The sequence below is a fragment of the Promicromonospora sp. Marseille-Q5078 genome, from assembly GCF_050315395.1.
Taxonomy (GTDB): domain Bacteria; phylum Actinomycetota; class Actinomycetes; order Actinomycetales; family Cellulomonadaceae; genus Isoptericola.
This window is the reverse complement of record NZ_JBNPQG010000001.1, coordinates 1,778,079-1,801,391: the sequence shown is the minus strand read 5'-3', so window position 1 is coordinate 1,801,391 and position 23,313 is coordinate 1,778,079. Positions and strand designations below refer to the sequence as shown.

Sequence of the window (23,313 nt, the reverse complement as noted above, 5' to 3'; positions counted from 1 at the left end):
GCGCCGCTCACTCCGGCTTGCGGACGGTCCCCACGTGCCAGGTGCTGCGCGCCTGCAGGCGGGCGCGGTGCAGGGCGTCGGTGAGCTCCTCCGGGTCCACGTACCCGGGGGCGTCCTCGATCGTCGCGGCGAAGAACTCGTCCATGCCGGTCTCGACGGGGGCCGGGGCCGCGGCCCGCCGGCGGCTGAGGCCGGACCGGAAGTCGCGCAGGAAGCGACGCAGCCCGGGGGCGTCCTCGTCCTGACCCTCACGACGCTCCATGACGTTGGCCACGAGGAACACCACCGCGGCGAGAACGAGGGACCCGAGGACCCAGAGGACGAACGTGAGCATGGCGTTATTCTCCCAGCGCGTCGGCGGTCTCGCGCATCCGCTGGGAGATGACGGTGGTCACACCGTCGCCGCGCATCGTCACGCCGTACAGCGCGTCCGCGACCTCCATCGTGCGCTTCTGGTGGGTGATGACGATCAGCTGGGAGTCCTCCTGCAGCTCGCGGAAGATCTGGAGCAGCCGGCCCAGGTTGACGTCGTCCAGGGCGGCCTCGACCTCGTCCATCACGTAGAAGGGGCTGGGGCGGGCCTTGAAGATCGACACGAGGAACGCGACCGCCGTGAGCGACCGCTCCCCGCCGGACAGCAGGGACAGCCGCTTGACCTTCTTGCCCGCCGGCCGCGCCTCGACCTCGATGCCCGTCGTGAGCAGGTCGGCCGGGTCGGTGAGGACCAGGCGCCCCTCGCCGCCCGGGAAGAGCCGGCCGAAGACCCGCTCGAACTGCTCCGCGGTGTCGCGGAACGCCTCCGCGAAGACCTGCTGGACCCGCTCGTCGATCTCCTCGACGATGTGCAGCAGGTCCTGCCGGGACTTCTTGAGGTCGGCGAACTGCTCCGTGAGGAACTGGTGCCGCTCCTCGAGGGCCGCGAACTCCTCCAGCGCGAGCGGGTTGACCGCCCCGATCCGCGCGAGGGCGCGCTCGGCGGTCGCCAGCCGCTTCTCCTGCTCGGCCCGCACGTACGGGACCTCGCTGGTTGAGCCGGTCGAAACCCCGTCGTCATCGCTCGTGCTGGCTTCGACAGGCTCAACCAGCGGAATCATGCGGTGCGGGCCGAACTCCTCGACGAGGACGTCGGGGTCGCTGCCCACCTCCTCGACCGCCCGCACCCGCAGCTGCTCGAGCCGCGCCACCTGCTGGGCCCGCGCCACCTCGTCGCGGTGCGCGACGTCGGTGAGGTCGCGCAGCTCACCCGCGAGCCGGTCGGCGTCGGCGCGGACCGCCTCGAGCTCCTGCTGGCGCGCGGCACGCTGCTCGTCCGCGGCCGCACGCTCCGCCTGCGCCCGCTCGATCGACCGGGCGAGAACGGCGAGCGCCGCGCCCGCGTCGTCGCGCACGGAGGCGGCAGTGCGCGCCTCGGCGGCGCGCTGCACGGCGCGCCGCTCCGCCTTCTCGCGCGCGGCACGCTCCTGCGCCGCCGCGCGCGCGAGGCCCTGGGCGCGGCCCGCGACCGCGCGCGCCCGCTCCTCGCTGGTCCGCAGCTCGAGCCGCGCCTCGGTCTCCGCGCCGCGTGCCTCGGTGGCCGCCGCCTGCGCCGCCTCCCGGCCGGCCTGTGCCGCGCCCACCTGCTCCTCCGACTGCGTGGGCTCGGCCTCGGCGACCTCCAGACGCTTGGCCAGCTCGGCGAGCTCGGCCTCGTCCGCCTCCCGGCGCCCGGTCGCCTGCGCGAGCGTGGCCCGGTGCCGCTCGGCCTCCGCGAGGGCGGAGCGGTGCGCCGCGCCCAGCGTGCCGAGCTGCTCCGCGACCGCGGCCAGCGCCGCGTCCGACTCGTGCAGGCGCGCCAGCGTCTCGTCGTGCGTCGCCTGCCCCGCCTCGAGGCGCTCGCGCGCCCCGACCAGCTCGAACCGGCACCGCTCGCCGCGCGCCGACGCGTCGTCGAGCCCCTCCTTCGCCTCGTCGAGGGCGGCCGTCAGGTGCAGCACGCTCGGCGCGGCCGCCGAGCCGCCCCACGCCCGCGACGCACCCAGCAGGTCGCCGACGCGGGTCACGGCCACCACCTGCGGGGCGTCGCGCACGAGGGCGCGCGCCTGCGCCAGGTCGTCCACCACGACGACGTCGCGCAGCAGCGCGCGCAGCGGCGCCGCCGCCGGGCCCGCCACCGTCACGACGTCCGTCGCCCGGCGCGCGCCGTCGGGGAGGTCGACCTCGACGAGCCCGCCCCCGTCGTCGGCCGTGCCGCCGCCCACGACGAGCCCCGCGCGGCCCGCGTCGTCGTCGCGCAGCCGGCGCAGCGCGTCCACCGCCGCGTCGACGTCGCGCACCGCCACCGCGTCCGCGACCGGGCCGAGCGCGGCCGTCACCGCGTCCTCGTAGCCCGCCTCGACCCCGAGGAGCGCCGCGACCGAGCCCAGGACGCCCGCCGCGTCGTCGGCGAGGAGGGCGCCCGCGCCGTCCTTGCGGTCGAGGCTGAGCTCGAGGGCCTCCACGCGCGCGCTCCACGTGGCCCGGTCGCGCTCGGCCTCCGCCGCGCGCGCCTCGAGGTCGCGCACGGCGGCCTCCGCCTCGGCCACGGCCGCCGTCGCCTCCTCGTGCCGGGCGTCGAGGTCCTCCTCGCCCTCCTCGGCGCCGACGACCTGGACCTCCAGCGCGCCGAACTCGCGCGCCGCCTCCTCGGCCCGGCGCTCCGCCTCGGCCACCACCTCGCGCACGCGCTCCAGCTCGGCGTCGCCCGCCTCCACGCGGCTGCGCCGGGCCGCCACCTGGCCCGAGAGCCTGGCGAGCCCCTCGCGCCGGTCGGCGGCGCCGCGGTGCAGGGTCGCGAGCTCGCGCTCCGCGGCGTCCGCGGCCTTCTCGGCGTCGGTGCGCGCGGCCACCGCGCTCTCGAGCGCGGCGCGGGCGAGCTCGACCTCGCGGGTCAGCTCGGCCTCCGTGGCCCGGGCGCGCTCCGCCTGCGCCTCGAGGTCCGCCGGGTCCTGGCCCCGGTGCTCGGGCTCCGCCGCGCCGAGCAGCCGCACGCGCTCGTCGGCCAGCGTCGCGAGCCCGCGCAGCCGCTCGCGCAGCGCGCCGAGCGCGTGGAAGGCGTCGGCGGCGCGGCCCGCGTCCGCCACCGCCCCGGAGGCCGCGACCTCCAGCCGGGCCAGGTGCTCCCGCGACCGCTCCAGCCCCTGCTCCGCGGCCTGCTGCCGCTCGCGCAGGGCGGCCTCGTCGGCGCGCTCCTGCGCCATCTGCGCCGTGAGCTGGGCCAGGTCGTCCGCCAGGAGGCGCGACCTCGCGTCGCGCAGGTCCGCCTGGACGGTGCGCGCCCGGCGGGCGGCCTCGGCCTGCCGCCCGAGGGGGCCGAGCTGGCGGCGCAGCTCCGCCGTGAGATCCGTGAGGCGGGCGAGGTTGCCCTGCATCGCGTCGAGCTTGCGGAGCGCCTTCTCCTTGCGCTTGCGGTGCTTGAGGACGCCCGCGGCCTCCTCGATGAAGCCGCGCCGGTCGTCGGGGGTGGCGCGCAGGACGGCGTCGAGCTGGCCCTGCCCCACCACGACGTGCATCTCGCGCCCGATGCCCGAGTCGCTCAGCAGCTCCTGGATGTCGAGCAGGCGGCACGAGCTGCCGTTGATCGCGTACTCCGAGCCGCCGCTGCGGAACAGCGTGCGGGAGATCGTCACCTCGGTGTACTCGATCGGCAGCGCGCCGTCGGTGTTGTCGATCGTGAGGGACACCTCGGCCCGCCCGAGCGGCGGACGGCCGGCGGTGCCGGCGAAGATGACGTCCTCCATCTTGCCGCCGCGCAGCGACTTGACGCCCTGCTCACCCATCACCCACGCGAGGGCGTCGACCACGTTGGACTTGCCCGAGCCGTTCGGGCCGACCACGCAGGTGATGCCCGGCTCGAGGCTCAGCGTCGTCGCCGAGGCGAACGACTTGAAGCCTCGGAGCGTGAGCGTCTTGAGGTGCACCCGGCGAGCCTAACCGCCGGACGGCGCGGATCCGCGGAACTCCGCCGGTCCCGCACGTCCCGGGAACGGATCGAGCGTGCTGGCTTGCTCCTCAAACCGCGCGTTTGAGGAGCAAGTCAGCACGCTCGATGCTCCGGGGGGGGTGGGTCAGAGGTTCGGGAACCAGAGGCCGATCTCGCGCGCGGCGGACTCCGGCGAGTCGGAGCCGTGCACGAGGTTCTGCTGCACCTTCAGGCCCCAGTCGCGGCCGAGGTCGCCGCGGATGGTGCCGGGGGCCGCCGCCGTCGGGTCGGTCGCGCCCGCCAGGGAGCGGAACCCGGGGATGACGCCCTGCCCCACGGCGACGACGGCGAGCGTCGGGCCGGAGAGCATGAAGTCGACGAGCGGCTGGTAGAACGGCTTGCCCTCGTGCTCGGCGTAGTGCGCGGCCAGGAGCTCGGGCGTCGCCTGCTTGAGCTCCACCGCGGCGAGCGTGTACCCCTTCGCCTCGATGCGCCGCAGCACCTCGCCGGACAGGCCCCGGCGGACGCCGTCGGGCTTGACGAGCACGAGCGTGCGCTCGACGGCGTCGGTCTGGTCGAGCGAGGCGGGCTCGGCGGGCACGTTGTCTGCGACGTCGGTCATGCCGGAAAGCCTATCCGCGCGCGACCCGTGCCCTGCGCAGACCTCCCCCCGGTCTCCCCCACCCCCTTCGAGCACGCGATCTGTCGCGCCAAGGTTCGGCTTCCCGCGACAGATCGCGTGCTGGAGGGTCAGGTCGCCGCGCCGCCCGATGCTGCCCCCAGGCCTGGCGATCGTGACGTTGTCCACAGGAGGGCCGTTCGTCGTCGCCGGAAGGCTCAACCCTCGTGGTCGCGTACTCGCATGCGACCCCTCACGCCGCCGCCCGCCGACCTCCTCACCCTCGCCGCGCGACAGGAGTACCTCGTCACGACCGGCCAGTGCGAGGCGGCGGGGATGTCGGCCGATCGGCTCACGCGCATGGTTCGCCAAGGGCGCTGGGTTCGCCTGAGCAACGGCGTCTACGACACCGACCCCGTCCCGGTCGACGACCGCGAGCTCGACGACCTCTTCGACCACCGCCGCCGGCGCAAGGCCTGGCTCGGACTGCTGGCGTTCGGCCCGAACGCGATGGCCGTGGGCCAGTCGGCACTGGCTCTGCACGAGGTCCAGGGCCTGCCCGTGGACATCACGTCCGAGGTGATGCTGCCTGGAGGGTCGGCCCGCCTCTCACGCGACGGCGTCCTGGTCCGGCAGTACGAGCCGGGGCTGTCGACCGAGCACCGCGCCGGACGACAAGTGGCCACCGTGCTGTACGCCCTGGCACAGGCCGTGCCGACACTCGACCGGCGGCATGCCGTGGCCGTCCTGGACAACGCCGTCCATGCTCGGCGGATCTCGAGGGCGGAGGTGGAGGTCGCCCACGACCTCGCCCGCGGCCGACGCGGTGTCGACCGCACGCATCCCTGGTGGCGGCTCGTCGACGGCCGGGCGGAGTCGCCGCTGGAGACATGGGCGCGACTGGAGTGCATCGACGCCGACGCCGAGCCCGACGACCTCCAGCGCGACCTGTTCGCCCCCGACGGGCGGTTCCTCGGCCGCGGCGACCTCGTGTGGCTGCTGCCGGACGGCCGCTGGTTCCTCCTCGAGGTGGACGGGGCGAGCGTGCACTCCGCGCCTTCGGCGATCTACGCCGACCGTGCGCGCCAGAACGCGCTCGTCGCAGACGGGGACGTCGTCGTCCAACGCACCACGTCCGCGGAGCTCCAGGTTCCGGGGCGGCTCGGCGACGATGTCGCTCGCCGGCTGCACCGCGCCGGATGGCGCCCCGGAGCTCCGCTCCCCGAATCGGCCCTGCCTGACCAACGAGCACGGGATCTGTCGCGTCATCCGGTCGGATGACGCGACAGATCCCGTGCTGGAAGGTAGTTCCGGTCAGAGGTTGGGGGCCGTCTCCGGGTGCTCCGCGTCGTAGGCGGCGCGCTCGCGGTCGATCCGGCCGCCGAGGCGCAGCGAGACCACCCACATGGCGACGAACACCACGCCGACGAGGAACATCATCGGCAGCAGCAGCCCCATCGCCAGCACCGGGACCTGCACGGCCGTCCCCGCGTAGTACCCCATCGAGGTCCCGACCATCCGGGACATCACCAGCAGCACCACGAACAGCACGCCGATGACGGTCCAGAGGGCGACCGGGGACTCGATGACGAGGGGCCCGCGCTCGTAGCCGGTGTTCCGCAGCCCGAAGAGGGCGACGCCGGCGAACAGCACCACGAACGCCTCCAGCTGCAGCATCATCGACGTGAACTGCACCTTGGCGGGCTTGCGGGGCTTGATGCGGTCCCCCGGGCGGGGACGGTCGTCCTTGCTCACGAACCCACGATATCCGCGCGCTCGCGGGTGCCGGGACCGTCGTCGTCGGAACCCACGCCCGCCGCGACGCCCTCGGGCGCCCCGTGGGCCGCGACTCCGACCTCGTCCACGACCACGCCGTCGGCCGCGACGGCCTTCGCGGGGTCGGCGACCGCCTCACCGCGCGCCACCATGCCGGCGACGTCGGAGAGCTTGATCACGGGCAGGAAGATCGCGAGCACCAGGCCCACGGCGACGAGCGGCACGAGGTACCAGAACGACGGCGCCAGGGAGTCGGCGTAGGCGTCGATCACGCCGGACTTGAACGGCTCCGGCATCTGCTGCACCTGCGCCGGGGTGAGCCCCGACTCGGACGCCCCGCCGGTCCCTCCGGGGACCCCCGCGAACACGTCGCGCAGGTTGTCCGTGAGCCGCGTCGTGAAGATCGTCGTGAACAGGGCGGAGCCCACGGCCGCGCCGATCTCACGGAAGAAGTTGTTCGCGCTGGTCGCGGTGCCGAGCTCGTGCGGGTCCACCGCGTTCTGCACGGCGAGCACGATGGTCTGCATCACGAGGCCCATGCCGGCGCCGAGCGTGAAGATCATCGCGCCGAACACCCACATCGACATGTCGCCCGACAGGGTGGTCAGCCAGACCATCGAGAGCCCGACGATCAGGAGGCCCGCCACCGGGTACATCTTGTAGCGCCCGGTCTTCGAGATGGCGATGCCCGAGACGATGGAGGTCAGCATCATGCCGGCCATCATCGGCAGCATCAGCCAGCCGGACTCGGTCACGCCGGCGCCCGTGGACATCTGCAGGAACGTCGGGATCATCGCCATCGCCGAGAACATGCCCATGCCGAGCACCAGGCCGATGAGCGTGGTGATGGTGAAGGTCCGGTTCTTGAACAGCCGCAGCGGGATGAGCGGCTCCGCCACGCGCGTCTCGGCCACGATGAACGCCGCCACGGCCAGCAGGGTCAGGACGACGAGCCCGGAAAGGCGCCAGTTGCTCCAGTCGTAGCCGCCCGAGGAGAGCGACTCCCAGCTGGTGACCAGCACGATGCCGGTGGTGGCGACCGCCATGGTGACGATGCCGGCCCAGTCGACGGGGCGCGACGAGCGGTGCGACGGGAGCTTGAGCGCCACCCACGCGATGGCGAACGCCGCGATGCCGATCGGGATGTTCAGCCAGAAGGTCCAGCGCCAGCCGGGGCCCTCGGTGAGCCAGCCGCCCAGCAGGGGGCCGAGGACGGCGGAGATGCCGAAGAGGGCGCCCAGGGGGCCCATGTACTTGCCGCGCTCGGAGGCGGGCACGATGTCGGCGATGATCGACTGCGACAGGATCATCAGCCCGCCGCCGCCGAGGCCCTGCACGGCGCGCCAGACGACGAGCTCGGGCATGTTCTGCGCGAACCCGGCGCCCGCGGACGCGAGCGTGAACAGGCCGATCGCGACGAGGAACGGCCAGCGGCGCCCGTACAGGTCACCGAACTTGCCGTACAGCGGCATGCCGATGGCGACGGCCAGGATGTAGGCCGTGATGACCCACCCCTGGTGCTCGACGCCGTTGAGCTCGCCGACGATCGTGGGCATCGCGGTGCCGACGATCGTCTGGTCGAGCGAGGACAGGAACATCGACGCCATCAGGGCGCCGAAGATCAGCCAGACGGTGCGCTGCGTCAGGACGACGAGCGGCTTGTCCGGCGCGGCAGGAGCGGCGTGGCTCATGGGACACCTCGGTTCGGCGGCGCGCGGGGCGCCGGGTAGTGACGGGGGCTGGGGCTTCGGGGGGACGACGTCCGCGGGTGCCCGGGGGCACCCGGCGGTCAGGACGTGAGGATCGCGGCGAGCTGACCGACGACGCGCGGCACGTGGTCGCCGACGTCGCCCTCGTGGCCGGTGCGACCCCAGTCGTCCATCGCCGCTCGCGTGAGGACGAAGACGACCATGGCGCACGTCTCGGGGTCGGCCGGCAGCGGGGCGGTCTCGTGCCGCCGCTCGAACAGGGCGACGACCTGGGTCTTGTGCCGCTCGAACCAGGCGAAGTGCCGGCCGAGCAGGCGCGGCTCGAGCTGCAGGATCTCCAGCACCTGCTCGGCGCTGTGCTGGCCGGTCCCGGCGAAGGCGCCGAGCAGCGCCCGGACGAGCACCTCGAGGTCCGCCACCAGGCGTCCGTGGGGCCCGCCGGCCGCGAACGCCTCGCGGGTCTCGGCGCTCAGCTCGAACGAGCCCTGCCCGAGCACCGCGTCGTCCTTCGACTCGAAGTAGTTGAAGAACGTGCGGGGCGAGATCTGGGCCGCCTCGGCGATCTCCTCCACCGTGACCGCGTCGAGCCCGCGCTCGAGCACGAGGCGCTGCGCGGCGTCGACGATCGCGTCCGTGCGCGCGCGCTTCTTGCGCTCACGCAGTCCGAGGTCGCCGGAGGCGGGTGAAGGAGTCACCGGACAATGATGCACCCGCTGCAATTTTGCACCAAGTGCAATTTCGTGTGAGCGTGCTCACACCTCGCCGAAGCCGCCTTCGATCAGCCCGACGACGGTCGCGACCGCCTCCTGCGCGTCGGCGCCTCGGGCGGCCACCTCGACCTCCGTGCCCGTCGCCGTCCCGAGCGCCATGAGCTGCAGCACGCTCGTGGCGTCCACGCCCTGGAGCGTCACCGGGCCGCCGAACGCCGCCGCCGCTCGCGCGACCACGGCCGCCGGGCGCGCGTGCAGGCCCAGCGGGTTGCGGATCACGACCCGCGCCGTCACCGCGTCGGCGTCCGCCGCGGGCGCGACGACCTCCGGCTGCGGGGCGCCGCCCGCCACCCCGCCCGCTGGAGCCGCGCCCGCCGCGGCCGGCCCGCCGGCCCCCTCCGCGGCCGCGAGCACCGCGTCCACGGCCGCGCCCTGCTGGGCGGCGACGGCCGCCGCGACCGCCCCCTCCACGAACGGCGCGTCGGCCAGACGCACTCGGCCGGCGAGGTCGTCGTCGAGCTCGAGCACCGTCTCGACGGTCAGGACGGCGGAGCCCAGGTCGGCCAGCACCACGACGCCGTCGGCGCTGTCGCCGAGCGCGCGGGCGAGAGCCTCCTGCACGACCTCCAGCGACGTCCCCAGGCCGCCGTCGGCGTCCCCGGCGCCGCACGCCAGGACGACGTCCGGCGCCATCTCGCGGGCCAGCTCGGCCGCCCCCTCGGCGAGGCGCACCGAGTGGGAGACCAGCAGCAGCCCGACGCTCACTCCGGGTCCGCCCCCGGCCCTCCGCCGTCCCGCGAACCGTCCGACGCGCCGTCCAGCGCGGCGTCCAGGGCCGCCCGCAGGAGCAGCGCCGTCGACCGGGCGCCCGGGTCCTCGTGGCCGGCGCTCCGCTCGCCCAGGTAGGACGCGCGCCCCTTGGTCGCCACGAGCGGGATCGTGCCGGTCGCGCCGGCGTCGGCCGCGTCGGCGGCGGCGCGCAGCACGGCGACCGGGTCCTGCCCGGCGTCGGCCGCGACCGTGGCCGCGTCCACCGCCGGCGCGAGGGCGTCGACCATCGTCTTCTCCCCCACGTGGGCCTTGCCGCGGGACGTCACGCCCTCGAGCGCGGCGTCGAGCAGGACGACGACGCCCGACTCGTCGACCGTCGCCCGGGCGGAGCGCTTCGCCGCCCGCAGGAACGCCGTCCCGTACAGCGGGCCGGACGCTCCCCCGACCTTCGACATGAGGGTCGTGGCGACGAGCATGAGCACGTCACCCACCTCCGTGCGCTCCGGGGCACCCGGCTCGTCGAGCTTCGCGACCACGGCCTGGAACCCGCGGTACAGGTTCTCCCCGTGGTCGCCGTCCCCGATCTGCCGGTCGAGCTCGGTGAGCTCGTCCCTCGCCCCTGCCACGACGTCGGCGGTGCGCCGCATCCAACGCTCCGCCCAAGCCACGTCGAGACCCATGCCCGCACGCCTCCTCGCCTCGGGGCGCTCCACGGCGCCCGTCACCAGTGCAACGCCGCCGTGCGCACCGGCGCGTCCCACAGCTCCCGCAGCTCGTCGTCCAGCCGCAGCAGCGTGATCGACGCCCCCTGCATCTCCAGCGACGTCACGTAGTTGCCCACGAGCGACCGGGAGACGGTGACACCGCGCTCCTCGAGAAGCCCGCGCGCTCGACCATAGACGACGTAGAGCTCCGACAGCGGCGTGCCGCCCATCCCGTTGACGAACAGCAGCACGTCGTCGCCGCCGTCGAGCCCCAGGTCATCGGCGACCGGGTCGAGCAGGCTCCGCGTGATCTCGGTGACGCCGGTGAACGGCACGCGGCGGCGGCCGGGCTCGCCGTGGATGCCGATGCCGATCTCGACCTCGTCGTCGGGCAGGTCGAACGACGGCTTGCCCACGTGCGGCACGGTGCAGGCGGTGAGCGCCACGCCCATGCTCCGCACGTTCGCGACCACGCGTCCGGCCACCTCCGTGACCGCGCCGAGGTCGTCGCCGCGCGCCGCCGCCGCGCCCGCGATCTTCTCCACGCAGACCGTGCCGGCCACGCCGCGCCGGCCCGCCGTGTACAGGGAGTCCTCCACGGCGACGTCGTCGTTCACGAGGATGGTCGCGACCTGCGACCCCTCGGCCTCGACGAGCTCCACCGCGGTCTCGAAGTTGAGCACGTCGCCCGTGTAGTTCTTCACGATCGCGACGACGCCGGCGCCCGAGTCGGCGCCGAGGACCGCGGGGACGATCTGGTCCGGCGTCGGCGACGTGAACACCGCGCCGGGCACCGCCGCGTCGAGCATCCCGTCGCCCACGAAGCCGGCATGCAGGGGCTCGTGCCCGGCCCCGCCGCCGCTGACGAGGCCCACCTTGCCCGGGACCGGGCCGCCTGCGCGGGACACGTAGACGGGCTCCGTGTGCACCTCCACCAGGTCGGCGTGCGCCAGACCGAAACCCGTGAGCGAGTCGGTCACCGCGTCCGCGGGATCGTCGAGCAGCTTCTTCATGTCGTGCCTCCTCGCGTCACCGCCGCGCACCGCCGGGCGGCCTGCCCCCATCCAACACCCCGCGCGCAGGCCACGCAGCGCCCGAGGGGGTGACGGGCGGGTGATCGTTCGAGCGCCCCGGTCAGCCCTTGCCGAGCAGGATCCGCGCGTCCGCCACGGTGATGACCGAGCCCGTGACGAGCACCCCGCGGCCGGTGCCGACGCCCACCTGGTCGCCGCTCTCGGCGAGGTCGGCCGCGACCTGCAGCGCCTCGTCGAGGCGCGCGGCGGTGCGCACCCGGTCCTCGCCGAAGACGTCCCGCGCCACCTCGGCCAGGTCCTCCGGGTCGGCGGAGCGGTCCGACGAGTTCCGCGTGAGGACGATCTCCGTGAGCGCGGGCTCGAGCGTCGCCAGGAGGCCCTCCACGTCCTTGTCCGCCATCACCGCGACGACGCCGACCAGCCGCGGCAGGTCGAACTCCTCCTCGATCGCCTCGACGAGGGCCTCGGCGCCGTGCGGGTTGTGCGCGGCGTCCACCAGCACGGTCGGGCTGGAGCGCACCACCTCGAGGCGGCCCGGCACGACGACGTCGGCGAACGCCGTCTCCACCACGCCGCCGTCCAGCGCGCGTCCGCCGAGCAGCGCCTCCACGGCGGCGAGGGCGAGCAGCGCGTTGTGCGCCTGGTGCACGCCGTGCAGCGGCACCAGCACCTCGGTGTACAGGCCGGCCGGCGTGCGCAGGTCGACGAGCTGGCCGCCCACGGCCACCCGCCGCCCGGCGACCTCGAGCTCCACGCCCTCGCGCAGCAGGTGCGCGGACACCTCGGCGGCGCGCTCGCGGACGATCTCGTCCACCACGACCTGCTGCTCGGCGCTCACCACCGTGGCGTGCTCCTTGATGATCCCGGACTTCTCCGTGGCGATCTCGGCGAGCGTGGAGCCCAGCCAGCGCTCGTGGTCGATGCCCACCGGGGTGAGCACGGCGACCTCGCCGTCGACGACGTTGGTGGAGTCCCACCGGCCGCCCATGCCCACCTCGACCACCGCCACGTCGACCGGCGCGTCCGCGAACGCCGCGATCGCCATCACGGTGAGGACCTCGAAGAAGCTCAGCCGCGGGCCGCCCGCCTCCTGCGACTCGCGGTCGACGACGCCGACGTACGGGGCGACGTCCTCCCACACCTCGACGAACCGGGCGGCGCTCAGCGGCTCGCCGTCCACCTGGATGCGCTCGGTGACGCTGGTGAGGTGGGGCGAGGTGAACAGGCCGGTGCGCAGGCCGTGCTCGCGCACGAGGCGCTCGGTCATGCGCGCCGTGGAGGACTTGCCGTTCGTGCCCGTGAGGTGGATCGCGCGGAACGCGTGCTGCGGGTCGCCGAGCAACTCGAGCACCCGCTGCACGCGGTCGAGCGTCGGGTCGATGTCGTGCTCCGGCGCCCGGGACATGATCTCCGCGTAGACCTCGCGCAACAGCTCGACCGCGACGGCGTCCTCCGCCGCCGCGCGGGCGGCCTGACGCTCCGCCGCACGGGCCGTGCGCGCATCGGACGAGGGCTTGTTCTCAGCGTCGGGGGTCACCCCCGAAGGATAGGCGCTGCGCGCCCGTCGTCCCCTCGCTGCGGCGACCGCCGTCAGCGCGGCGCGAGCACCACGACCGGGGTCTCGCCGGCGCGGTGCGCGGCGAACCGGTCGATCTCGCCCCAGCCCTGGTGGCGGCCGACGAGCGCCCACAGCCGCTCGCGCTCGCTCCCCTGCGCCGCCGTCCCGTGGACGCGTAGCGGACCGTCGACCGTGTCCACCTCGGCGTCCGGGTGCGCGCGCAGGTTGAGCCACCACGCCGGCGGCGGGTCGCCCCAGCCGTTCATCGCCAGGGTGACGTACCGGCCGTCGTCCTCGACGTAACCGAGGATGACCGCGCGCTCCTCGCCGCTGCGACGCCCGACCACGCGCAGGCGCAGCATGCCGAACTTGCCGCCGGGTGTGGGCCGGCGCAGCGGCCACCGCCCGCCGCTGACCCGGTAGCCGGCCCGCTGCACCGCCCACGCCGACCGGACGAACCAGCGCGGCGGGACGAAGGGCGGGCGGGACTCGGGGGCGGGTGTCGCGTGCGTGCTGCCCATGGCGGACTCCTCGCGAGGACCGGCGCCGACCCGCCGGGAAGCATCAGCGTAGTCGGCTGCCCCGCGGCCGCCCAGGCCCGAGCGTCTCTGTCGGTCAGGATTCACCCCCGGAATCCTGACCGACGGAGACGCTCGAGACGCGGGTCAGCGCTTGGCGACCCGCACCGCGCGCTCGCCGTCGCCGGCGGCCACGGCCAGGTCGAGGGCGAGCGTCTCGCGCGCGATGAGCTCCCGGTGCGCCTCGACGACCGCGACGTGCTCCGCCGGGACGTCGAGCTCCAGCGCGATGCGGTCGCTCACCTCGAGGCCGGCGGCCTTGCGGGCGTCCTGCACGTCGCGGATGACGTCGCGGGCGTAGCCCTCGGCGCGCAGCGCGTCGTCCAGCCCGAGGTCGAGGACGACGAACCCGCCGCCCGGCAGCACGCTCGCGGCGACCTCGCCGCCGGCGCCCTCCGCCACGACCGTCGTCAGCTCGTACTCGGGCTCGAGCAGGGGCTCGTCGCCGGCGTCGGTGGTCACGACCACCGTGCCGTCGTCGTCGCGCCGCCAGGCCCCCGACTTGGCGGCCTTGATGACTGCCTGCACGCCGCGGCCCAGCCGCGGCCCGGCCGCGCGGGCGTTGACCGCGAGGCGCTCGGTGATCCCGAACCGCTCGGACGCGTCGGCGTCGGCCTCGACGAGGTCGACGGCCTTGACGTTCAGCTCCGACGTCAGCAGGCCCACGTAGTCGGCGAGCGCCGCCGGGTCGGGCACGGCGACGGTGAGGCGGGCCAGCGGCTGGCGCACGCGCAGCTGGTGGGCCTTGCGCAGCGCGAGGGCGCTGGACACGACGGCGCGCACCTCGTCCATCGCGGCGACGAGCTCGTCGTCGCGCAGGAGCCCACCGTCGGTCGAGCCTGTCGAGACCACCCCGGTTTCGACAGGCTCGACCAGCGTGGGCCAGTCGGTGAGGTGCACCGAGCGACCGCCGGTGAGCCCGCGCCAGACCTCCTCGGTCAGCAGCGGCGCGAGCGGCGCCATGACGCGGGTGAGCGCCTCGAGCGCCGTGTACAGCGTGTCGAAGGCGTCGGCGTCCTCGCCCCAGAACCTCATCCGCTGCGTGCGCACGTACCAGTTGGTGAGGACGTCGAGGTGCTCGCGCACGGACTCGCAGGCGCCGGAGATGTCGTAGGCGTCGAGCTGCCCGGTCACCGTGGCCACGAGGTCGTGCGTGCGCGCCAGCAGGTAGCGGTCGAGGGCGGGCAGCCCGGCGGCGCGGTCGGCCGTCACCGGCGTCGCCGTGTAGCCGGCGCCGTCAGCCGCGCTGTTCGCGTACAGGGTGAAGAAGTAGTAGGTGCTCCACAGCGGCAGCAGCACCTGGCGCACGGAGTCGCGGATGCCGTCCTCGGTGACGACGAGGTTGCCGCCGCGCAGGATCGGGCTGGCCATGAGGAACCAGCGCATCGCGTCGGAGCCGTCGCGGTCGAAGACCTCGGAGACGTCCGGGTAGTTGCGCAGCGACTTGCTCATCTTGCGGCCGTCGGAGCCCAGCACGATGCCGTGCGAGACGGCGGTGCGGAACGCGGGCCGGTCGAAGAGCGCGGTGGCGAGCACGTGCAGCAGGTAGAACCAGCCGCGCGTCTGGCCGATGTACTCGACGATGAAGTCGCCCGGGTAGTGGTGCTCGAACCAGTCCGCGTTCTCGAACGGGTAGTGCACCTGCGCGTACGGCATGGAGCCGGAGTCCATCCACACGTCCATGACGTCCTCGACGCGGCGCATCGTGGACTTCCCGGTCGGGTCGTCGGGGTTGGGGCGGGTGAGCTCGTCGACGAACGGCCGGTGCAGGTCCGGCTCGCCGTCGGGGCCCAGCGGCAGGCGGCCGAAGTCGCGCTCGATCTCCTCCAGCGACCCGTAGACGTCGAGGCGCGGGTGCGCGGGGTCGTCGCTCTTCCACACCGGCACCGGGGAGCCCCAGAACCGGTTGCGGCTCAGCGACCAGTCGCGCGCGTTCGCGAGCCACTTGCCGAACTGGCCGTCCTTGATGTGCTCCGGCGTCCAGGAGATCTCCTGGTTGAGCTCGACCATGCGGTCCTTGAACTTCGTGACCTCGACGAACCACGACGAGACGCCCATGTACATCAGCGGTTGCCGGCAGCGCCAGCAGTGCGGGTACGAGTGGGCGTACGACTCGCGCCGCAGCAGCACCGTGCCCGCGGTGGCGGATCCGGCCTCCGCCTCCCCGCGGGTGCGCGCCTTGAGGTGGTCGATGATCGGCAGGTTGGCGTCGAAGACCTGCAGGCCCGCGTACTCGTCGACGGGGTGCGTGAACTTCCCGTCCGCGCCCACCGGCATCACCGAGGCGACGCCCTCGCGGTCGCAGACGACCTTGTCGTCCTCGCCGAACGCGCCGGCGCTGTGCACCAGGCCGGTGCCGTCCGTCGTCGTGACGAAGTCGGCCTCCACCACGCGGTGCGCGCGCTCGCGGCCCTCGTAGTACGAGAACGGCGGGGTGTAGGTGGTCTGGAGCAGGTCGCGTCCCGAGAGACGCCCGACGACGCGGGGCGCGTCGGCGCCCTCGTCGGTCAGCTCGCGGGCGTACGCGTCCACCCGCGCCCCGGCGAGCACGTACCGCTGGGGCGTACCGGTGAACGACGACTCCACGACGGCGTACTCGATGTCCTCCCCGACCATGACGAGCAGGTTGGAGGGCAGCGTCCACGGCGTGGTGGTCCACACGAGGAGCTTGTCGCCGGGGCGCACCACGTCCTGGCCGGCCGGCACCGTCGCGACGTCGAACCCGACCGTCACGGCCGGGTCCTGGCGGGTCTGGTAGACGTCGTCGTCCATGCGCAGCTCGTGGTTGCTCAGCGGCGTCTGGTCGTTCCAGCAGTAGGGCAGCACGCGGAAGTCCTCGTACACGAGGCCGGCGTCATAAAGCTTCTTGAAGCCCCACAGCACCGACTCCATGTAGGTGACGTTGAGCGTCTTGTAGTCATGGTCGAAGTCGACCCAGCGCGCCTGGCGGGTGACGTAGTCGCGCCACTCCGACGTGTACCTGAGCACCGACGCGCGGCAGGCGGCGTTGAACTTCTCGATGCCCAGCTCGAGGATCTCGTCCTTGGTCTTGATGCCGAGCTGGCTCATGGCCTCGAGCTCGGCGGGCAGGCCGTGCGTGTCCCAGCCGAACCGTCGCTCGACGTGCTTGCCACGCATCGTCTGGTAGCGCGGCACGACGTCCTTCGCGTAGCCGGTGAGCAGGTGGCCGTAGTGCGGCAGGCCGTTGGCGAACGGGGGACCGTCGTAGAAGACGAACTCGTTGCTGCCGTTCTCACCCGCGGGATTCTTCGCGACGGAGGCGCGGAACGTGTCGTCGTCCGCCCAGAAGTCCAGCACCTCGCGCTCGATGGCGGGCAGGTCCGGCGAGGCGGGCACTCCGGCGATGCCGAACGCGGCGCCGGGCTGCGGGTCGGACGAGCGGTGCTGGGGATAGGCCATGGGTGGGCTCCTGTGCGGGCGGTGGTACGGGCCGACGGTGGACAGCGATCGTGCTGCTGCCCGTGCGAGGACGACTCCCCCGCCCCGAAGGACGAGGGCACCGCGGTACCACCCCGCTTGCGGACGCCGATGGTGCCGGCGACCGCCGCTCGTTCACGGCTGTGACGGGCCTACCCGTCCGGTTCTACTGAGAGCGGGGTCCGCTCCGTTCTTCCGGAGGCTCGCCGGTGATGTCCGGGTCGACGCCTGTGCGTCCATGGTAGCCAGGCGCGCAAGCGTGATGTCATCGCGACGTCGCCGCGACGGTCACGCGGACGCGTCCGCGGCCCGGGAGCTCAGCTCGTCGAACGCGGCCGGGCCCGTGAACCGCCCCCGCACGGAGGCCGCGTACGCGGCGAGCGGCCGGGCCTGGACGACGCTCGCCAGCGCCGGGTCGTCCGGCTCGACGCCCAGCGACGCGCCGGGGACGAAGCCGAAGCGCGAGTAGTACCGCGGGTCGCCGACGAGCACCACGAGGGCCTCCCCCAGCGCGGCGGACCAGGACGGCAGGAGTGGACATGGCGCGATGGTGGCACCGCGCTCCCCTCGCCGTCCCGGGAATTCCCGCCGCCGGCGTCGCGGGCTAGGGTCCGTGGCATGCGCCGCGGACCGCTCGTCGCCCTCACCGGGCTCACCGGGCTCGCCGCCGCGCTGGCGTGGAGCGAGTGGCTGAACCGCCGCTGGTCGCGCACCCTCGTGGGCGACGCCACCGGGCCGACCCAGGCCGTCGTCGTGCTGGGGTTCCGCAACCGAGGCCCCCGGGCGAACGTCGTCAACCGGTGGCGGGCGCGCGCGGCGCTGCGGTCCCTCGACCCCGCGGCACTCACCCGGCTGGTCCTCAGCGGCGGCCCGACGACGTCGGCCCGCTCCGAGGCGCGGGTCCTGGCCGACCACGCCGTCGACGTCCTGGGCTACGACGGGCCGGTGGTGCTCGAGGAGGAGAGCCGCACGACGTGGGAGAACGTCGCCCGCGTGCTGCCGCTGGTCGAGGACGCCGACCGGATCACGGTCGTGTCGCAGCCGGCGCACGCGCTGAAGGCCCGGGCGTACGTCCTGCGTCAGCGTCCCGACCTGGCCGGCAGGCTGACGCGCGGCGACGACCACCGGTGGGGCGAGTGGCTGCTCCTCAAGCCCGTCCTCGCCGCGTACGGGCTGTGGACGCTGCGCGGCGTCCGGGACGACCTGCGGCGCCTCGTATCGTGACGCCGTGACCATCCACGAGGCGCTGCTCGCCTTCGCCCTCGTCGCGGGGCTCCTCACCCTCGTCCCCGGCCTCGACACCGCGCTCGTGCTGCGCAGCACGGTGACCCGCTCGCGCTCGCACGGGTTCGCGGCGCTGCTCGGGATCCAGGTCGGCACGCTCGTGTGGGGCGCGGCGGCCGCGGGCGGCGCGGCCGCCCTGCTCGCCGCCAGCCAGACCGCGTACCGGGTGCTCACGCTCGCCGGCGCCGCGTACATGGTGTGGATGGGGGCGTCGATGCTCTGGCGGTCGTTCCACGCCCCGCGCGACGCGTCCGACGACGTGGACGTCCCGCTGCCGGTCGGCGGCCGCGGGCGCGACTTCGCCCTGGGGCTGAGCACCAACCTCATGAACCCCAAGGTCGGCGTGTTCTACGTCGCCGTCATCCCCCAGTTCGTGCCCGACGGCGTGAACCCGATGCTCATGGGCCTGCTGCTGGCGCTCGTGCACTGCGTGCTGGGCACCGCGTGGCTGTCGGTCGTCGTGCTCGGAGCCGGATGGGCCGGCCCGCGGCTGCGGCGCTCCAGCGCCGTGCGGTGGGTGGACCGCGTCACCGGCGGCGTGCTCGTCCTCGTCGGCGCGCGCCTCGCGGTGTCCGCGCGCGTCTGACGACGGGACGGCCGAGGTGCGGAAACCCCGCCACACCGTTGTCGCGCGGCCGCGCCACGGTGGCCCCATGACGACCACGACGCCACTGACACCACTGACCGTGACCGACCTGCTCGACGGATGGGGCCGCCTCTGGAGCGGCGAGCTCGACCTGGCCCCGTCCCTCGTCACCGAGGACTTCGGCGTCCGCTTCGGCAACCCCGCGTTCGCCGCCGACGGCGACGCGGTCCGCGGCCCCGACGGCCTGGCGGCGTTCGTCGGCGCCTTCCGCACGGGGCGCGCCGCGCTGCGCTACGCCACCGTCCTGGCGCGGTCGGGGCCGGGCCACGCCGTCTCCGTGTGGAGCGCCGACGACGACGGCGCGGGCCTGCACGTCGGGGGCATCGACCTGCTCGACCTCGCTCCCGACGGGCGGGCGCGCCGGGTCTGGTCCGTGACGGCGGGGAGGCCCGTCGCCGCGGACGACGTCCCGTCGGCCTGATGTCGCCGGCAGCTGGCAGCCTGGGGCGGGTGAAGCGGTCCGAGCGTCTGCACGCCGTCGTCGACCACCTGCGCGCCCGGGCCCCGCGGCCGGTGCCCGCCGCGCGGCTGGCCGCGGAGCTGGGCGTGTCGCTCCGGACGACGGAGCGGGACCTCGCGGCGCTGCGCGCGGCCGGCGTGCCGGTGTACGGGACGGACGGCCGCGCCGGCGGGTACTCGATCCTCCCGGACTACTCGCTGCCGCCGCTCCACCTCCGCGCCGACGAGGCGCTCGCCGCGGCGGTGGCCCTCGACCTGCTCGCCGGGTCGCCGCTCGCGGGCGCGGCCCGGCGGGCGCGGGACCGCATCCTCGCCGGCGCGCCGGAACCGGTGCGGGCGGCGGTGTCCGGGGGCGTCGTCCCGGTGGACGCCGTCGCGCCCGCGGGCGCCGCGCGGGCCGGCCTCCCCGACCCGGGCCCGCCGAGAGGGCTCGACCTGCTCCCGGGCGCGATCGCCGGCAGACGGGTGGTGCGCCTGCGGTACCGGGGGACGGACCGGGAGGTGGAGCCGCTGCGCCTGCTGCGCGGTGACGGCCACTGGTACCTCGTGGCCTGGGCCCGGCCCGGCGGCGGGGTGCGCGGCTTCCGCGACGACCGCATCGAGTCGGTCGAGCCGACCAGCGACCGGTTCGACTCGCTGCACCGCGCTGAGGTCGACGCCGACCTGTCCCGGTGGGACCTCGCCCCGCTGACGCCCTGAACCGTGCCCCGGATCCCGCGCGATGGTCGTCGCGTCAGGCGATCGTCAGCTCGATGGTGTGCCAGCCGGTGGAGCCGTCGGGCGCGGGCGGGGCCTGCGCCTCGACCTGCACCTCGCCGTCGGCGTCGGTCGCGCGCACGGCGACCATGTGGTCGCCGGGGGTGGCGTCCCAGTCGTGGCGCCACTGGCGCCACGTGTCCGGCTCGACCGTCTCGGCGAGCTCGGCCGCGACCCAGTCGCCGTCGTCCACCCGCACCTCGACGCCGGAGACCCCGGTGTGCTGCGCCCACGCGACCCCGGCGAGCGTCACCGTCCCGGCGGGCAGGTCGTCGCCCGGGCGCGGCACGTCGATGCGCGAGGACAGCTTGATCGGGCCGAGCGCCGACCAGCCCCGCGGCGTCCAGTAGCCCTGCTCGTCGGCGAACCTGGTCACCTTGAGCTCCGTGACCCACTTGGTGGCCGACACGTACCCGTACAGCCCGGGCACGACGAGCCGGGCCGGGAAGCCGTGCTCGGCGGGCAGGGGCTCGCCGTTCATCCCGATCGCGAGGAGGCACTGACGGTCGTCCTCCTGCAGCACCTCCAGCGGCGTGCCCGCCGTGAACCCGTCCGTGCTGCGCGACAGCACCATGTCGGCGCCGGACTGCGGCTTCGCCCGCGCGAGGAGCTCGCGCACGGGGTAGCCGAGCCACAGCGCGTTGCCGATGAGGTCGCCGCCCACCTCGTTGGACACGCACGCCAGCGTGACGTGGTGCTCCTCCAGCGGCAGGGCCAGCAGGTCGTCCCAGGTGATGGTGAACGGCTCGTCCACGAGCCCGGTGACGGTCAGGCTCCAGTCCACCGGGTCCACCTGCGGCACGATCAGGGCGGTGTCGATGCGGTAGAACTCCGGGTTCGGCGTGACGTACGGCGCGGCGCCCTCGACGCCGAGGTCCGCCCCGGCGGGCACCGCGGGCGCGGTCGTCGCGGGGCGGGGCAGGCGGATCGACTCCCGGACGGCCTGCACCGCCCGCCCGCCGGCCGAGACCGCGCGCGAGACCCCGAGCGCGACCACGGCGCCGGCGACCGTGAGGCCGGTCCACTGCAGGAAGCGGCGGCGGTCCACGACGTCCCCCGGCTCGGCGCCCGGACGCTCGTCCGCGGCGGGCCCGCCGACGAGGCGCAGCAGCGCCCGGAGCAGGCCGCCGGCGACGGCGACCCCGACCAGGCTGGGCACCGCCCAGACGACGTTCGCGCCGGGGCGCCCCGCGGCGAGGAACGCCGCGACGACCCCCACGGCCAGGATCAGTGCGACGCCCCACGGCGGGCGACGACGCTCGAGGAACCCGGCGAGCGCGGCGCCCGCGAGGGCGACCACGGCCATCGTGGCGAGCAGCACGGCCTTGTCCGCGGTGCCGAACCAGGAGACGGCGAGGTCCTTGAGCCAGCCGGGCACGCCGTCGACCACGGTGCCGCCGACCACCACCACGGGGCTGGACGCCGGGTCGACGAAGGCCGCGACCAGCTCCGCGACCGCCAGCCCCGCGCCCGTCGCGACGACGCCCGCGAGCGCCGCCCACCAACCGTCCCGCCGCCGTGGCGGGGCCGGCACCTCCGACGCGGGATCCCGGGTCACCGTGCTGTCCATGCCCTCAGCGTCCCACCCGGCGCGCCCGGACGGCGGAATCGTTGCGAGCCCGTAAGAAGTCCGGCGTCATCCCTCCGCCGGGGCGAGCTCCGGCCGGGGCACCTGCGCGAAGGTCGACTGCCCCAGCCACCAGGGCACCTCGCGCCGCACGTCCTCGGGCCCGTCGAGCGCGACGTCGCCGGAGCGCAGGGCCCCGACCCACGACACGTCCCCGCGCCACAGCCGCGTGAGGGTGCGCAGCGGCGTCGTCACGACCACCGACGCCACGAACCCCGGGTCGTCGTCGCACACCTCGACCTGGCCGTCCCGCACGACGATCCACCAGCGCGACACCCGCGGGGTCACGTCGGTGAGCACGAACGCCACGGCGGTGCGTTCCCGCGGCCAGGTGGCGACGTCGATCGTGCGCCGCATGTCCCACAGCAGCAGGTGCGGGTCGAGGTCCGCCTCGCCCAGCGTGCCGACCCACCGCGTGCCCCACGCCCCGAGCGCCTCGACCACGGGGCGCAGCTCCTCGCCCGCCGGGGTGAGGAGGTAGCGGACGTGCCCCTCCTCGCCGGTGCGCCGGACGACGCCCGCCCGCTCCAGGCTGCGTAGCCGCTTCGACAGCAGCGTGGGCGACATCCTCGGGTTCCCGCGCCGCAGGTCGTTGAACCGGGTGCTGCCCAGCAGCAGCTCGCGCACGACGAGCAGCGTCCAGCGTTCGTCGAGCACCTCCATCGCCTTGGCGACGGGGCAGAACTCGCCGTATCCGGCCATGGGTCCAGTGAACGCCCGCCGCACGGCGACCCGCCAGTACAGATCCAGGACTTCGCCCGGTCCAGATCCGGCACTGGATCGCGCGCCCGTCCGCGCGGATCTTGGAGGGGTCAGCACGACCGCAGGAGCGAAGGAGCCCTCATGAGCGTCACCGAACCCGGGACCGTCCCCGTCGAGCTGCTCGACGCGGTCCGCACCAAGCACCGCGCCCTCTGGGAGTCGGGCGACTACCCGGCGGTCGCGGACCAGGTCATCCCCGCGCTGGGCGCCGTCCTCGTGGACGCCTGCGGCGTCGGCCCGGGCGACCGGGTGCTCGACGTCGGGGCCGGCTCCGGCAACGCGGCGATCCCGGCGGCGCTCGCCGGCGCGGACGTCGTCGCCGCCGACCTGTCGCCCGAGCTGCTCGACGTCGGGCGCCGCCGCGCCGAGGAGCGCGGCGCCGTCCTGCGCTGGGAGACCGCGGACGCGCACGCGCTGCCGTACGACGACGGCGCGTTCGACGCCGTCCTGTCATGCGTGGGCGTGATGTTCGCGCCGTTCCACGGCCTCGCCGCCGACGAGCTGGTCCGTGTCACCCGCCCCGGCGGCCTGATCGGGAACGTCGCGTGGACGCCGACCGGCTTCATCGGCGAGATGTTCGCGACCCTGAAGCCGTACGCTCCCCCGCCGCCGCCCGGCGCGCTCCCGCCGCCGCTGTGGGGCGTGGACGAGCATGTGCGGCTGCTCCTCGGTGACCGCGTCACGGACCTCCGGTCCGAGGTGCGCGGCCTCGTCGTCGACCGGTTCGCCGACGGCGTCGAGTTCCGCGACTTCTTCAAGGCGACCTACGGCCCGACGATCGCGACCTACCGGAACCTCGGGGACGACGCCGCCCGCGCGGCCGAGCTCGACGAGGCGCTCGCCGACCTCGGCGACCGGCACCTGCGGGACGGCACGATGACGTGGGAGTACCTGCTGGTGCGCGCGACCCGGGCCTGAGCCGGGGCCGCGGACGCGGTCCGCACG

General features: G+C 74.7%; 21 protein-coding genes. 6 read left to right on the top strand and 15 right to left on the bottom strand.

Translation table 11 applies throughout. From position 1 onward, the window contains the following. Positions 1-7 precede the first annotated feature (7 nt). The 3 genes from ACQFYA_RS08345 to ndk all read right to left on the bottom strand — a co-directional run bounded on the left by ACQFYA_RS08345 (position 8) and on the right by ndk (position 4,559). Positions 8-334, bottom strand: a complete 327-nt coding sequence (locus tag ACQFYA_RS08345; protein ID WP_499122958.1) for a hypothetical protein — start codon at positions 332-334, stop codon at positions 8-10. Positions 335-338: 4 nt separating this feature from the next. Beyond that, positions 339-3,935 carry a chromosome segregation protein SMC gene (smc, locus tag ACQFYA_RS08340; protein WP_499122955.1) on the bottom strand — a complete coding sequence of 1,199 codons (3,597 nt, stop codon included), beginning with the start codon at positions 3,933-3,935 and terminating at the stop codon, positions 339-341. Positions 3,936-4,082: 147 nt separating this feature from the next. Next, a complete protein-coding gene (ndk, locus tag ACQFYA_RS08335) occupies positions 4,083-4,559 on the bottom strand; it encodes a nucleoside-diphosphate kinase (protein ID WP_499122952.1) in 477 nt (158 codons plus the stop codon). A 240-nt stretch (positions 4,560-4,799) separates the two neighbouring features. Between ndk and ACQFYA_RS08330 the strand changes: the two genes are divergently transcribed. After that, positions 4,800-5,837, top strand: a complete 1,038-nt coding sequence (locus ACQFYA_RS08330) for a type IV toxin-antitoxin system AbiEi family antitoxin domain-containing protein (protein WP_499122948.1) — start codon at positions 4,800-4,802, stop codon at positions 5,835-5,837. A 33-nt stretch (positions 5,838-5,870) separates the two neighbouring features. On the opposite strand, the gene ACQFYA_RS08325 is transcribed toward ACQFYA_RS08330, so the two are convergent. From ACQFYA_RS08325 to ACQFYA_RS08280, 10 genes are all read right to left on the bottom strand, one after another. Next, positions 5,871-6,311 (bottom strand): DUF4233 domain-containing protein, encoded by a 441-nt coding sequence (locus ACQFYA_RS08325; protein WP_499122945.1) that lies wholly within the window; start codon positions 6,309-6,311, stop codon positions 5,871-5,873. Then, positions 6,308-8,023, bottom strand: coding sequence for an MDR family MFS transporter (locus ACQFYA_RS08320; protein ID WP_499122942.1), 1,716 nt, complete (start codon positions 8,021-8,023; stop codon positions 6,308-6,310). The genes ACQFYA_RS08325 and ACQFYA_RS08320 overlap by 4 nt, the downstream gene beginning before the upstream one ends. Before the next feature lie 98 nt (positions 8,024-8,121). Beyond that, positions 8,122-8,736, bottom strand: a complete 615-nt coding sequence (locus ACQFYA_RS08315; protein WP_499122940.1) for a TetR/AcrR family transcriptional regulator — start codon at positions 8,734-8,736, stop codon at positions 8,122-8,124. A gap of 57 nt (positions 8,737-8,793) precedes the next feature. Continuing rightward, positions 8,794-9,516, bottom strand: a complete 723-nt coding sequence (gene dhaM / locus ACQFYA_RS08310) for a dihydroxyacetone kinase phosphoryl donor subunit DhaM (RefSeq protein WP_499122938.1) — start codon at positions 9,514-9,516, stop codon at positions 8,794-8,796. Further along, the gene (dhaL, locus tag ACQFYA_RS08305; RefSeq protein WP_499122937.1) at positions 9,513-10,202 is read right to left on the bottom strand and encodes a dihydroxyacetone kinase subunit DhaL; all 690 of its coding nucleotides are present in this window, start codon (positions 10,200-10,202) and stop codon (positions 9,513-9,515) included. The genes dhaM and dhaL overlap by 4 nt, the downstream gene beginning before the upstream one ends. Positions 10,203-10,243: 41 nt before the next feature. Next, positions 10,244-11,239, bottom strand: a complete 996-nt coding sequence (gene dhaK, locus ACQFYA_RS08300; RefSeq protein ID WP_499122934.1) for a dihydroxyacetone kinase subunit DhaK — start codon at positions 11,237-11,239, stop codon at positions 10,244-10,246. Positions 11,240-11,360: 121 nt separating this feature from the next. After that, positions 11,361-12,797, bottom strand: coding sequence for a bifunctional folylpolyglutamate synthase/dihydrofolate synthase (locus tag ACQFYA_RS08295; protein ID WP_499122933.1), 1,437 nt, complete (start codon positions 12,795-12,797; stop codon positions 11,361-11,363). A 53-nt stretch (positions 12,798-12,850) separates the two neighbouring features. Next, a complete protein-coding gene (locus tag ACQFYA_RS08290) occupies positions 12,851-13,339 on the bottom strand; it encodes a nitroreductase/quinone reductase family protein (protein ID WP_499122932.1) in 489 nt (162 codons plus the stop codon). Positions 13,340-13,483: 144 nt separating this feature from the next. Beyond that, positions 13,484-16,816 carry an isoleucine--tRNA ligase gene (ileS, locus tag ACQFYA_RS08285; protein ID WP_499122931.1) on the bottom strand — a complete coding sequence of 1,111 codons (3,333 nt, stop codon included), beginning with the start codon at positions 16,814-16,816 and terminating at the stop codon, positions 13,484-13,486. A 306-nt stretch (positions 16,817-17,122) separates the two neighbouring features. Further along, entirely contained in the window at positions 17,123-17,329 is a 207-nt protein-coding gene (locus tag ACQFYA_RS08280; RefSeq protein WP_499122929.1) for a hypothetical protein, read from the bottom strand. A gap of 123 nt (positions 17,330-17,452) precedes the next feature. Here ACQFYA_RS08280 and ACQFYA_RS08275 point away from each other — a divergent pair, with 123 nt between their 5' ends. From ACQFYA_RS08275 to ACQFYA_RS08260, 4 genes are all read left to right on the top strand, one after another. Continuing rightward, on the top strand, positions 17,453-18,058 hold the full coding sequence (locus ACQFYA_RS08275; protein ID WP_499122927.1) for a YdcF family protein: 606 nt from the start codon (positions 17,453-17,455) through the stop codon (positions 18,056-18,058). Between the two features lie 4 nt (positions 18,059-18,062). Further along, positions 18,063-18,704, top strand: coding sequence for a LysE family translocator (locus ACQFYA_RS08270; RefSeq protein WP_499122926.1), 642 nt, complete (start codon positions 18,063-18,065; stop codon positions 18,702-18,704). 67 nt (positions 18,705-18,771) lie between these two features. Further along, complete coding sequence (locus tag ACQFYA_RS08265) at positions 18,772-19,185, top strand: hypothetical protein (protein WP_499122923.1); 414 nt, start codon at positions 18,772-18,774, stop codon at positions 19,183-19,185. A gap of 29 nt (positions 19,186-19,214) precedes the next feature. Then, a complete protein-coding gene (locus ACQFYA_RS08260; protein ID WP_499122921.1) occupies positions 19,215-19,922 on the top strand; it encodes a helix-turn-helix transcriptional regulator in 708 nt (235 codons plus the stop codon). Positions 19,923-19,956: 34 nt separating this feature from the next. Here the strand turns inward: ACQFYA_RS08260 and ACQFYA_RS08255 are convergent, their stop codons facing one another. After that, positions 19,957-21,549: a molybdopterin-dependent oxidoreductase gene (locus ACQFYA_RS08255; protein WP_499122920.1), complete on the bottom strand. Its 1,593-nt coding sequence runs from the start codon at positions 21,547-21,549 to the stop codon at positions 19,957-19,959. Positions 21,550-21,615: 66 nt separating this feature from the next. Further along, positions 21,616-22,308, bottom strand: coding sequence for a winged helix-turn-helix transcriptional regulator (locus tag ACQFYA_RS08250; RefSeq protein ID WP_499122917.1), 693 nt, complete (start codon positions 22,306-22,308; stop codon positions 21,616-21,618). 141 nt (positions 22,309-22,449) lie between these two features. On the opposite strand from ACQFYA_RS08250, the gene ACQFYA_RS08245 reads away from it, so the two are divergent. Further along, positions 22,450-23,286 carry a class I SAM-dependent methyltransferase gene (locus ACQFYA_RS08245; RefSeq protein WP_499122915.1) on the top strand — a complete coding sequence of 279 codons (837 nt, stop codon included), beginning with the start codon at positions 22,450-22,452 and terminating at the stop codon, positions 23,284-23,286. Positions 23,287-23,313: the final 27 nt, after the last annotated feature.